Below are 13,242 nucleotides of genomic sequence, written 5' to 3' on the forward strand. Positions count from 1 at the left end.
TCATAATATAGATTTTCAAGACTTATTTTTCTAGAATTGAACAAAAACACTTACAAAATGGAGTTTTTTTATGAATTACATCCTATTTGAAGGATTTTCTCTAAAAACAAAACCGGTAGTTTATTATGTTCATACAAATGTTTATTCTATAATGACTATGATTTTTTAATTCCTTTAAAGGGGTACGATTATTTTCTTATACATGTTGCAATACATAACAAAAAAGTGATTAGTTAGGTGCATAATATAGATCTTATAAGAATGTATCTAGATGAGAATAGAGAAGAAAAGATTTCATACCAATAAAAAAATGACCTAGTTCTACACTAGGTCATTTTTTATTAACGAGGGATAGATTGCATAACAGATTGTAACGTTACTCTTTCTTCTTCTGTTAATGGAAGAAGTGGTAAACGTACAGAACCTACATCTAATCCAACCATTTGTAACGCTGTTTTTACTGGTGTTGGACTTGGCGCCATAAATAATGAATCCGTTACTCTTACAAGTAATTGATGTAATTTTTGCGCCTTCTTAAATTCACCTGCTTGGAACGCTGCAATCATTTCTTGCATTTCATTTCCGATAACATGAGATGCTACAGAAACGATACCTTTCGCTCCAACTGCCATAGCTGGTAGCGTTAAACCGTCATCACCGCTGTATACTGCAAAGTCGTCCGCTGTTTTTTCAATGATTTCTGTCATTGTTAACACATCGCCGCCTGCATCTTTAATCGCAACAATGTTTTCTATTTCTGATAAACGAACAACTGTATCAACGGAGATTTGTACAATAGATCGTCCTGGAACGTTATATAGCATAACCGGAAGCGGCGTGCTTTCAGCAATTGCTTTAAAGTGCTGATACATTCCTTCTTGACTCGGTTTGTTATAATACGGTGCTACTAGCATTACTGCATCAACACCAACCTCTGTTGCCTTTTTTGTTAAGTCAATAGAAGCATGCGTATTATTACTACCTGTTCCAGCGATTACGGGCACCCTTTTATCGACAACAGATACGACATGGCGATATAACGCTACTTTTTCTTCTGAAGTTAATGTAGGAGATTCTCCTGTCGTTCCTCCTACCACGATTGCTGTTGTACCGTTATCAATTAAATAATTTACCAATTTCGTTGTCTTTGCAAAATCGATATTGCCGTTTATATCAAACGGTGTTACCATCGCGGTTGCAATTGTCCCAAAATCTATCATGGTCTCACTCCTTATTGTTCCAGTTGCTTTTCTTTTGAAAGCTCAAACGCACTATGTAATGCATTTACAGCCTCCACTAAATCAGTTTCTTTTACAAGAACCCAAATAGTTGTATGACTATCTGCTGATTGCAGAATTTGAATACCTTTTTCAGCTAAAGCTGTAACGATTTTCGCAGTAACCCCTGGGTATCCTGCCATTCCAGCTCCTACAATAGATACTTTCGCACAATGCTCTGTCACAATTGGCTCATATCCAAGGTTTTGTAATAGTTCAACTGCACGATTTGATACATTATCACTCACCGTATAAGCTACCCCAGTAGGTGAAATGTTAATTAAATCGACACTGATTCCTTCATTCGCCATTTCTTTAAACACATGCTGCTGCAAATCATATGCTGTTTCTTTTGCAAGTACTTTAATTTGCGTCACATTTGATACATGTGCAATACCTGTAACAGGACGTTCTTCTACATCACGGCCTTTTGTAGCGCCGTCAGATGCTGAAATAAGCGTACCTTCACTATCAGAGTACGTAGAACGTACACGAAGCGGTACTTTTGCATGCATCGCAATTTCAACTGCACGTGGATGAACGACTTTTGCACCTTGGTATGCCATGTTACAAATTTCGTTATACGTTACAGTTTGAAGATGACGTGCATCTTTTACAATGCGAGGATCCGCAGTCATCACACCTTCTACATCTGTGAAGATATCGATATATTCAGCATGAAGCGCAACACCTAAAGCTGAAGCTGAAGTATCACTACCTCCGCGTCCAAGTGTTGTCGTATCACCTTTTTTCGTTTGTCCTTGGAATCCTGTCACAACGATTACATCTACATTTTCTAGCTCTTCGTGTATACGATCACAATTCATTTCAATAATCTTAGCATTTGTAAAATCATCATTTGTTACAAAACCAGCTTGTGCACCATTTAATGCCGCCGCTTTTATACCGTTCTCATTTAACATGTTAGAGAAAACGATTGCTGAGATTAATTCTCCACATGATAATAATAAATCTTGCTCACGATTAGAAATGTGAGATTCCTCTTGATTTACAAGACTTAACAACGTATCAGTTGCATATGGTTCACCTTTACGACCCATAGCAGATACGACAGTCACTACTTTATAACCCGCATCTAGCGATTTTTTTATATGATGAAGCGCATGCTTACGTCCATTTTCATCACGTACAGATGTGCCACCAAATTTTTGAACAATAATTTTCATATTTTGCACCTTCTCTTAGCCGTTTACACTAATTGTAATTTTACTAAGCGCTCTGCAATTTGAACAGAATTCCATGCAGCGCCTTTTAATAAGTTATCAGATACGACCCAAAGATGGAATCCTTTATCGTTATTTAAATCTTTACGGATTCTTCCAACGAATACTTCGTTTTTACCTACTGCAGTAGCTGGCATTGGATATAATTGCTCTTCTGGGTTATCTTGCAGAACGATACCTTCCGCATTTGCAAGTAAGTTCTTTAATTCCTCTACTGTTACGCCCTCTTTTTCTACTTCAATGTAAACAGACTCAGAGTGACCTGATACAACTGGTAAACGTACACATGTTGCCGCTACTTCTAGCTCTGGCATATGCATAATTTTTTTCGTTTCATTAATCATTTTCATTTCTTCAAATGTAAATCCATTATCTTGGAACTTATCAATCTGTGGAATCGCGTTGAAAGCAATCGGGAAATGTTTCTTATCACCTGATACAGGTAAAACATTCGCCTTCACTTCTTCACCATTTAAGATTGCTTGTGATTGTTCATGAAGTTCTTCAATCGCTGCCGCACCAGCACCTGATACAGCTTGATATGTGGAAACGATTACTCGTTTTAAACCATATTGCTGACGAACTGGCTCAAGAGCTACTACCATTTGAATTGTAGAACAGTTTGGATTTGCAATAATACCGTTATGTTCTTTTAAGTCGTTTTCATTTACTTCAGGTACAACAAGTGGCACGTTTTCTGTCATACGGAATGCACTTGTATTATCAACAACAATCGCACCGCGCTTTGCTGCTTCTGGCGCTAATTGTTTTGATACAGATCCACCAGCACTAAATAGTGCGATATCTACTCCTTCAAAACTTTCAGGAGTTGCCTCTTGAACTGTAAATTCTTCGCCTTTAAATACAAGTTTCTTACCTGCAGATCGTTTAGATGAAAGTAACGTTAACTTCCCGATTGGAAATTCTCGTTTCTCTAAAGTATTTAACATTTGTTCACCAACTGCGCCGGTTGCTCCAACTACAGCGACATGAAAAGTTTTTTGCTTTTCCATCACTATGCCCCTTTCTAGATACCAATCTTTCTATAACTTAGAATGAGAAGGAGTATAGAATACCCCTTCTAATCTTAATAACGTTAATTTTATCATATTCTACAGTAAGAATGATGGTTTCATCAAAAATTGTCCGTTTTTTTTCGTTTTTCAATTCATATATCTGAATTTTTCTACGACAACCGGTTGCAATTGCTTCCCTTGCAGTGCTTCTAATACTGTATCTTCAAGCAGCTCCATGCGTGCTACCATTGAGTTCGGTTTTTTCTCTGGTGCGTCTTGACCGAATGGGACGAAGTAGATGTTTTTTGTGGCCATTAGGCGCATGAGATTTACTCCATTAAGCCCTAAAGCATCATTCGTCGAAACGGCTAATACGACAGGCTTGCCATTTCTTAGCGTCGCTTTTGCTGCCATTAGTACTGGAGAGTCTGTCATTGCATTCGCAAATTTACTCATAGAATTTCCTGTTAAAGGAGCAATTACCATACAATCTAATGGGATTTTAGGTCCAAGTGGTTCTGCGCCAACGATTGAATTAATCGCTTTAAAACCTGTTACTTCTTCAATCTTTTTAATCCATTCTGCCCCTTCGCCAAATCTCGTATTTGTTGATTGAACAGTGTAAGAAACAACTGGACGCACTTCAGCTCCCTCAGCAATTAACTTTTCTAAATGAGGCATTACTTCTTCGTACGTACAATGTGAACCCGTAAAACCAAACCCTATTCTTTTCCCTTTTAAATTCATTCCCCATTCTCCTTTCTTGCGATTACATCTTCTGCTAATAACTGAGAAAGAACGTTCGCTAAAATTTGTCCTGCTGTTTTTGGAGCAACAATACCTGGTAATCCAGGTGCTAACAGCGCTTTGACTCCTCTTTTTTCTGCATATCTAAAGTCGGTACCGCCTGGTTTAGAAGCTAAATCAATTACTAACGTATGAGCCGGCATTTTTGAAATGACATTCGCTGTCACAACGAGATGCGGAATTGTATTAATGACAATATCGATATCCCCTACTTCTTTCTCAATGTTCTGCATATGAAAAGGAGAAAACATCATTTCTGTAATACGTGCAATATGTTCCGATCGTCTTGCTCCAACTTTGACATGGGCTCCTAATGATTGAAATGCTCTGGCAACGCTCATCCCTGTTCTACCAAATCCTAAAACCATTACATTAGAACCATGAATTGTATAGTCGGTATGTTGAATTACCATCATTAATGTACCTTCTACAGTTGGTATAGAATTGTAGATTGCCACATCATCACGATCAAATAATTTAATTAGTTTACGGTTTGTAGTAGATACGAGATTTTCCAAGTAAGGCGTACCAATACCTGAATATATAGTAAAATGTTCTGGTGTATTTTCAATTTGTTCTTTCGTTATAGAAACTTTTTCATTTGAAAAAATAGTATCTACTTCTCCCTTGGCATTTGTACCTGCAACTGGCAAAATAATTGCATCTAAAGAAGTGAAATCTAAATTTTGTATACTTTCTTTTGCTGCCCCTGTGAAGCCATGGTCTAACTGATCAAACCCTATCAATGAAAGTTTCGCATCCAATTCAACGAGCTTGCGAATTACTTCTAGCTGTCTTGCATCTCCTCCTATGACAGCAATATGCATCTCAGTCAACATTCCCTAATTCACCTTCTTTTTCTGTCATTTATAAGAAAAGTGCCTACTTTTTCTTTTTCCTCCACATCATATGTAATGTACGAGTTTTAGGTGATTGAAAAACAAAAAGCACCTATCATGTATCCCGCTATTTGTATGTAGGAAGGCCCTACCTCAAAATTCGGCATAGGAAAGATATTCTGTTGGATTTTGCTCTGAGTAAAATGAACAAAAAAAGATGACCAAAATGGCCATCTTTCACTTCGAATTTGAACGATCTGTAATATCACAAAGAATCATATCATGCCCCACTTTTTTAATTTGCCTCCATGCTACTCTTATTTCTTGTGGTTCCTTTTTGAAACCTCCCCATTTCCCAGCAGGTATAATAAGAGCCTGTATTTGTCCATCCTTCTCATCAACCTCTAAATCCACATAACCTAAAACCCCCATTTTTTCTGCTCTTTCTAAATTAACAATTTCTTTCCCACTTAGTTCACTTAATCGCATACTCTCTCCCCCTACCCAAATTATTCATTTAAGTTATCCATAATTAGTACCTATTCTATATACCCACAAAAAATAACCGTATCTCATTTAAAAGAGATACGGTTATTTTTAAATCATATATAGTAATTACAGTTTTATTCCTTTTGGAAGTTTTCCATCTGGACTAATTAATGCTGCAGAAAATTCATCTGTAAACATGTTACGAATTAACTCATCTACATTTTCTTTTGTTACCGTGTTTACACTTTCAATAATCTCATCAAGTGAACGGTGCTTACGAAGTAGCAATTCATTTTTACCATTACGGCTCATACGACTATTCGTACTTTCTAAACTTAACATTAAGTTTCCTTTTAATTGCTCTTTACTATTCATAAGCTCTTTTTCTGTAATACCTGTATTTTTCAATGTTTCTAATGTTTCTTGCATTGTTTCATACAGTGTATCCAATTGTTGGCTACCTGTTCCACCATACAGCGTTAACATACCTGTATCTTCATAAGAAGAATGGTAAGAGAATACTGAGTAAGCTAACCCGCGTTGCTCACGTACTTCTTGGAATAAACGGCTACTCATACTACCGCCTAAAACGTTATTTAATACAATTAAGTTATAAATATCTTCGTGTCCCATTTGTAAGCCTTTATATCCTAAACATAAATGAGCTTGTTCTGTTTCCTTTTTACGTGCTACCTTATTAAAATGGAAAATTGGGCTATGTACTTGTTCACGGTTTGTCGTTCCTTCATAACTACCGAAATATTGCTCTACTGTTTGTAAAAAGGCTTCATCAATATTTCCTGCAATTGATACAACTACATTTTCAGGTGTGTAATGATCCTTAATATATTGACGTAGCGTATCACCTGTAAACGTATTAAGCGTTTCTTCTGTTCCTAAAATAGGATATCCAAGCGGATGCGTTTCATATGTTGCTTTCGTTAACATATCATGCACAATATCATCTGGAGCATCTTCGTACATTTTAATTTCTTCACATACGACATTCTTCTCTTTTTTCAGTTCTTCTTCATCAAATGTTGAATTAAAGAACATATCTGCTAATACATCTAAAGCATATTTAGCATGCTCATCTAGCACTTTTGCATAGTAACAAGTGTATTCTTTTGAAGTAAAAGCATTCACTTGCCCACCAATGCTATCAAATGATTCTGCAATTTCACGTGCACTACGTGTTTCTGTTCCTTTAAAGAACATATGCTCTAAAAAGTGAGAAATCCCGTTATTTTTTTCATTTTCATTTCTTGATCCTGCATGGATCCAAATACCAATCGCAACCGATCTTACAGTTGGTATATTCTCCATAACTATTCTTACACCATTTTTACAAGTATATTTTTTAATCAAAAACTTTCCTCCTACTGCCAGTTTCTCTAAATAAGTGCTATTATTTAATGATAACAAGTTTAAGGATGAATGTCATGCAAATGTATTTAATCTACACGTTTTTCATCCAGTAATTCTGTTATATTCCCTACTTTATATCCTTGTTCCTTCAATTTTGTAATCATTGTATCTAATGCTTCTGTTGTGGACGAAGTAGGATGCATTAATACGATAGCACCTGGATGTATTTTTCTCATTACTCTCTGCAATAGTACACCTGGCTCAGGTCGCTTCCAATCAATTGTATCAACAGTCCACATAATCGTTCCCATTTGAAAATCATCTGCAATTTTCACGACTTCATCCCGAAAACTTCCACTCGGCGGTGCAAACCATCTTACCTTTTGATTCGTAGCTGCTTCGATCATTCGATTTGTTTTTTGTAACTGATCTCTTATTTCATCAGACGATAACGTTTTCATATTAGGGTGTGTGTAAGAATGATTTCCAACTTCTTGATTTGCATCGACAATCATTTTTGCAAATCGTAAATTTTCTTTCACCCAACGTCCTTCTAAAAAGAAAGTCGCCTTCACATCATGCTTTTTCAATATTTCTAATATACGAGGCAAATATTCATTTCCCCATGCCACATTTATTGTTAACCCGACCATCTTTTTATCCGGATGACCTCTATAAATTGGTGCTGGTGATAAATCTTCTAAGTGGACACTCGGTGATACTTCCTTGAATTCAAGATGTTTTTGATCAAACTGCTTTAATTTCTTCATATTGTTATAGGATGCTTCCATATCAACTTGTCTTCCATTATATCCTGGTGTTGCTTTCCATATCTTATCAATCATCGCATTTTGCGGTGCAATCTCATATTGTTTTGCATGCTTTTGAATTTCTTCATATAAGTGATCCTGTGCAAAAACAGAATAAGAACCTGCACTGACATATAAAAAGAATATACATATGTATGCCAATATACGAGTTTTCATATAAACCCTCCCATTAACTATATAAAAAACCATTTTTCTTCTTATCTTTGTTAATTTGAGCGTTATAATGAAAACTATACCTATACTGACATAAAAATATATGCAAATCATATTTTTACATAACAAAAAAAGCCAGTTAAACTGGCTTTTGCTTATTGCTGCTCTTGTTTGTTTTCTTCTTTAGCAGCTTCTTTTTCTTGCTCTTCTTTTAGCAATACTTTTCTAGATAAATTCACGCGACCTTGCTTGTCAATCTCGATAACTTTAACTGTAATTACATCACCGATTTTCACAACGTCTTCTACTTTACCTACACGCTCAAGTGCAAGTTCAGAAATGTGAACTAATCCATCTTTACCGCTGAATAATTCAACGAAAGCACCGAATTTCTCAACACGTTTCACTTTTCCTTCGTAGATTTCACCTACTTGTACTTCGCGAACGATATCCTCGATAATTTTCTTAGCTTTATCGTTCATTTCTTGATTTATTGAAGAAATGAATACTGTACCATCTTGCTCGATGTCAATTTTAACGCCAGTTTCTTCAATAATTTTATTGATTTGTTTACCGCTTGGTCCGATAACGTCACGGATTTTATCCGGGTTAATTGTCATTGTAATAATCTTTGGAGCATACGCTGATAATTCAGTGCGTGGCTCTGCAATTACAGATAACATATGATCTAGAATGTGCATACGACCAACTTTCGCTTGTTGTAATGCCTCTTCTAAAATTTCACGAGATAGACCATCGATTTTAATGTCCATTTGTAGTGCAGTTACACCGTGTGCTGTACCTGCTACTTTAAAGTCCATATCACCTAAATGATCTTCCATACCTTGAATATCAGTTAAAATTGTGTAATGCTCACCTGATTTAACTAGACCCATTGCAATACCTGCAACTGGAGCTTTAAGTGGAACACCAGCATCCATCATTGCTAAAGTACTACCACAAATACTCGCTTGTGAAGTAGAACCATTTGATTCTAATACTTCAGATACAAGACGTACTGTGTATGGGAAATCTTTTTCAGACGGAATTACAGGCTCAAGAGCACGTTCTCCTAGTGCACCGTGACCAATTTCACGACGACCTGGTCCACGCATTGGTCTTGTTTCACCAACACTAAATGATGGGAAATTGTAATGGTGCATAAAGCGTTTTGATTCTTCTACACCAAGGCCATCTAAAATTTGCACATCGCCTAATGCGCCTAATGTACAAATACTTAATGCTTGTGTTTGTCCACGTGTGAATAAACCAGAACCGTGTGTACGAGATAAAATGCCAACCTCTGATGCTAATGGACGGATTTCGTCACCTTTACGGCCATCTGGGCGGATTTTCTCAACTGTAATAAGACGACGTACTTCTTCTTTTACAATTTTATATAAAATCTCATTTACTTGTCCTAATGTATCAGCATCAGCTTCTTGCGCTTCGTAATGCTCAATTACACGCTTTTTCACTTCGTTAATTGCATCTTCACGTGCATGTTTCTCATGTACTTGAATTGCAGAATGCATATCCTTCTCAGCCATTTCACGTACAGCTTGGTTAAGATCAGCGTCAACTTCATAAAGTTTCACTTCTGATTTCTCTTTACCTACAGCTTGTACAATCTCTTCTTGGAATGCAATTAGACGTTTAATTTCGTCATGACCAAACATAATTGCTTCTAACATTGTTTCCTCAGGCACTTGATCTGCTCCTGCTTCAACCATGTTAATTGCATCTTTCGTACCAGCTACAACAAGGTGAATATCACTTTGTTCTTGCTGTTCTACTGTTGGGTTGATAACGAATTCGCCGTTAATACGACCAACTGTTGCACCCGCGATCGGACCTTCAAATGGAATGTCTGAAATCGATAACGCTAATGAAGAACCAAGCATAGCTGCCATTTCAGAAGAACAATCTTGATCAACACTCATTACGATGCTGACAACTTGTACTTCGTTACGGAATCCATCTGCGAAAAGTGGACGAATTGGACGGTCGATTAAACGACTTGCCAAAATTGCTTTTTCACTTGGACGACCTTCACGTTTAATGAAACCGCCAGGAATTTTTCCGACTGCATATAAACGCTCTTCATAGTTTACTGTAAGTGGGAAGAAATCTACATTTTTTGCTTCTTTTGATGCAGTTGCTGTAGATAGAACCGCTGTATCGCCATATCTTACTAATACTGCTCCGTTCGCTTGCTTTGCAAGCTGACCTGTTTCAACTGTTAGCTGGCGACCAGCTAAATCTATCGAGAAGACTTGCTTTTCTTGACTCATTTAAGTACCCCTCTCAATTTAAAGTATTCAATTCTTCTATGTAAATGGATAGTATATCACAATATTCTACCTCTAGTATTACCGAAAATGAAGTAAGCTATAAAGAGTAGAAGATATATTTTTACCTAACAAAAAAGCGGGAATATTCCCGCTTCTTTGACTATCGACGTAAGCCAAGCTTTGTGATTAATTCACGGTAACGTGTGATATCGCTATTACGAAGGTAAGTTAGTAAGTTACGACGTTTACCAACCATCTTTAATAGACCACGACGTGAATGATGATCTTTCTTGTGAGTACGTAAGTGCTCGTTTAGAGTGTTAATTTGCTCCGTTAGGACAGCAATTTGAACCTCTGGAGAACCAGTATCAGTCTCATGAGTTCTAAATTGTGCAATGATTTCATTTTTACGCTCTTGTGTTAAAGCCATCCTATTTCACCTCCTATTAATTAAACCCCCGATTACCTAGCAAGCGTCGGTGAGTCGCAATGCCAAGCAATGGTTGTCATAAAGTACATAACATAGAATACTACTTTTCATTTGAAAAAGCAAGTATATTATTTTCGTTCGCAAAATATTCTTGTGCTGTTTTCTTATCTTTTGCGATTTGTTCAACTAACTCATCGATGCCATTGAATTTCTTCTCTTCTCTTATACGCATATGCCACTCTACTGTAACATTTTGATCATATATGTCTTTGTTAAATTCAAATAAGTGCACTTCAATAGATAGTTGGCGCTCATCTTCTTTAAAGGTTGGTTTATATCCAATATTACATACACCATCGTACCATTCATCGTGAACTTTTAATCTCACTGCATAAACACCTACAGGTGGTAATAGATACTCATCACTTAAACCTACATTAGCTGTTGGGAAACCAATTTGACGTCCACGTTTATCACCGTGTACAACCGTTCCTCCTACTGTATATGCTCTACCTAAAATAGATGGAATTTGCTCCATTTCGCCATTTCGAATTAACTTTCGTAATGCCGTAGAACTTACTTTCTCTTCTTGAAATTCAACTTTTTCAATCACAGTCTGTGTAAACTCCCCTCTTGCATGAAATGGTAAAGTCTCCATCTTTCCTTTTCCTAAACGTCCATATGAATAATCAAACCCTGCTACTACATGCTTTACATTTAAACCAATAATATAATCATCTACAAATTGTTGTGGCAATAAGCCTGCAAATGATTCATCGAATTTAACAACATATAATATATCGATTCCTAAACTCTCGACTATTTTTTCTTTATCACACATTGGTGTAATATACTCCGCATGCGCTTCCTTTTTACCTAAAACAACAGATGGATGCGGATAAAATGTCATCACTGCACTTTTATATCCCTTTTCATCCGCTATTTGTTTCGCAGTTCGAATCACACATTGATGTCCTAAATGAATGCCATCAAAAAATCCTAATGCCATTACAGTAGGTGGTAATTCTAATTTATTTTGTTCATGTGGATGAGTTAAATGAATAAGTTTCACGCTTGAATTCACCTTTTTCTGTAATAATCCTTCCAATAATTCATTATAGCTTTAGTTCTTGATTATTCACAAGTACTTTCATCGGCTTTAGCATACCAGGGTGTTTTGGATGGTGCTCATAAATTGCAAGGCAACGATCGTTTTTATCAAACACTGTTATAAACGGCGCCGTTATTTGCAATTCATTTTTTAAGAACATACCATTTTTTATTTTTTCTGCTTGCTTTTCATCTACAACCATTTTCGGGAACTTACTTAATGCTTCATCAATTGAAATGAAGATAGACTCTACTGTTCCATTTTGCACGTTTTCTTCAATTTCTTCAAATGATATGCAATCTTCTAATACAAATTCACCTGAAGCCGTTCTTACAAGGTGAGACATATGTGATGGAAAACCAAGTTTTTCACCAATCATTACCGCTAACGTTCTTACATATGTCCCTTTACTACACGTTACACGGAAACGGAATGAAATATTTTCTCCTTCAAACACTTCACGATCATCTAGTAATACAAATTCATGAATTGTAATTGTACGAACTGGACGTTCAACCTCTTGTCCTGCTCTTGCATATTCATATAATTTTTTTCCGTTAACTTTTACAGCCGAAAACATCGGAGGCATTTGCTCAATCGTACCTGTTAATGTCGCAAGAGCCTCTTCCACTTCTTTACGAGTAATAACACGGTCTACATGTTTCGTTTCCACAACTTCACCAGAAGCATCTTCAGTTGTTGTTGAAAACCCTAATGTCACTTCACCTTCATATGTTTTCGTCTCACTCGTTAAAAATTGTGCAATCTTTGTTGCTCGCCCAACACAAATCGGCAATACTCCTGTTACATCTGGATCTAATGTTCCTGTATGACCAATTCGTTTTTCACGCAATATCTTTCTTAATTTAAATACACAATCATGTGATGTCATGCCTTTTGGCTTATGTAATAATACTACACCTTCCATATATGCTCACCTCATCGTAATTCTTTCATAATACTTATTCAAAACTTATTTTACATTGAAAAAATGGATAGACAAATGTCTATCCATTATTCTTCACGTTTACCTTCTTTATTAATTTCATGTAAAAGTGTATCAATTCGATGACCATATCCGATAGATTCATCAAATTCAAAGGAAATTTCAGGTGTTTTACGAAGACGAATACGTTGGCCAATTTCTGAACGAATGAAGCCTTTTGCCTTCGCTAAACCTTTTAGTGTACTTTCTTTCTGTTCTTCATCACCTAAAACAGAAATATACACTGTAGCAATTTGTAAATCTCCACTCACTTGTACATCTGTTACAGTAACAAATCCGACACGTGGATCTTTAATTTTACGACTGATGATGTCGCCTAATTCTTTTTTCATTTGCTCGCCTACACGGTTTGCACGTAATTTCATAACTCTTCACCTC

General features: G+C 36.4%; 13 protein-coding genes. All 13 read right to left on the reverse strand.

Annotated elements, in window-relative coordinates; genetic code table 11:
* Positions 1–341: 341 nt before the first annotated feature.
* A complete protein-coding gene (gene dapA, locus PDQ40_RS09805) occupies positions 342–1,220 on the reverse strand; it encodes a 4-hydroxy-tetrahydrodipicolinate synthase (RefSeq protein ID WP_000564761.1) in 879 nt (292 codons plus the stop codon).
* 11 nt (positions 1,221–1,231) lie between these two features.
* The gene (gene dapG, locus PDQ40_RS09810) at positions 1,232–2,464 is read right to left on the reverse strand and encodes an aspartate kinase (protein WP_000692473.1); all 1,233 of its coding nucleotides are present in this window, start codon (positions 2,462–2,464) and stop codon (positions 1,232–1,234) included.
* A 23-nt stretch (positions 2,465–2,487) separates the two neighbouring features.
* Positions 2,488–3,534: an aspartate-semialdehyde dehydrogenase gene (gene asd / locus PDQ40_RS09815; RefSeq protein WP_000414848.1), complete on the reverse strand. Its 1,047-nt coding sequence runs from the start codon at positions 3,532–3,534 to the stop codon at positions 2,488–2,490.
* 150 nt (positions 3,535–3,684) lie between these two features.
* Entirely contained in the window at positions 3,685–4,284 is a 600-nt protein-coding gene (gene dpaB, locus PDQ40_RS09820) for a dipicolinate synthase subunit B (protein ID WP_001049480.1), read from the reverse strand.
* Complete coding sequence (gene dpaA, locus PDQ40_RS09825) at positions 4,281–5,183, reverse strand: dipicolinic acid synthetase subunit A (RefSeq protein ID WP_000954725.1); 903 nt, start codon at positions 5,181–5,183, stop codon at positions 4,281–4,283. Before dpaA ends, dpaB begins: the two co-directional genes overlap by 4 nt.
* Positions 5,184–5,420: 237 nt before the next feature.
* Positions 5,421–5,672: a YlmC/YmxH family sporulation protein gene (locus PDQ40_RS09830; RefSeq protein ID WP_001239753.1), complete on the reverse strand. Its 252-nt coding sequence runs from the start codon at positions 5,670–5,672 to the stop codon at positions 5,421–5,423.
* 126 nt (positions 5,673–5,798) lie between these two features.
* Positions 5,799–7,040, reverse strand: coding sequence for a M16 family metallopeptidase (locus tag PDQ40_RS09835; RefSeq protein ID WP_000592994.1), 1,242 nt, complete (start codon positions 7,038–7,040; stop codon positions 5,799–5,801).
* An 86-nt stretch (positions 7,041–7,126) separates the two neighbouring features.
* The gene (locus PDQ40_RS09840) at positions 7,127–8,026 is read right to left on the reverse strand and encodes a polysaccharide deacetylase family protein (RefSeq protein WP_000857421.1); all 900 of its coding nucleotides are present in this window, start codon (positions 8,024–8,026) and stop codon (positions 7,127–7,129) included.
* 152 nt (positions 8,027–8,178) lie between these two features.
* Positions 8,179–10,317, reverse strand: a complete 2,139-nt coding sequence (pnp, locus tag PDQ40_RS09845; RefSeq protein WP_000076746.1) for a polyribonucleotide nucleotidyltransferase — start codon at positions 10,315–10,317, stop codon at positions 8,179–8,181.
* A 160-nt stretch (positions 10,318–10,477) separates the two neighbouring features.
* Positions 10,478–10,747, reverse strand: a complete 270-nt coding sequence (gene rpsO, locus PDQ40_RS09850; protein ID WP_001229392.1) for a 30S ribosomal protein S15 — start codon at positions 10,745–10,747, stop codon at positions 10,478–10,480.
* 100 nt (positions 10,748–10,847) lie between these two features.
* Entirely contained in the window at positions 10,848–11,819 is a 972-nt protein-coding gene (ribF, locus tag PDQ40_RS09855; RefSeq protein ID WP_000766710.1) for a bifunctional riboflavin kinase/FAD synthetase, read from the reverse strand.
* Between the two features lie 43 nt (positions 11,820–11,862).
* Positions 11,863–12,786, reverse strand: a complete 924-nt coding sequence (gene truB / locus PDQ40_RS09860) for a tRNA pseudouridine(55) synthase TruB (protein WP_000399338.1) — start codon at positions 12,784–12,786, stop codon at positions 11,863–11,865.
* 86 nt (positions 12,787–12,872) lie between these two features.
* On the reverse strand, positions 12,873–13,229 hold the full coding sequence (gene rbfA, locus PDQ40_RS09865) for a 30S ribosome-binding factor RbfA (RefSeq protein WP_000776443.1): 357 nt from the start codon (positions 13,227–13,229) through the stop codon (positions 12,873–12,875).
* Positions 13,230–13,242: the final 13 nt, after the last annotated feature.

It is taken from the genome of Bacillus cereus group sp. Bc061 (assembly GCF_027715825.1).
GTDB classification, from domain to species: Bacteria; Bacillota; Bacilli; order Bacillales; family Bacillaceae_G; genus Bacillus_A; species Bacillus_A paranthracis.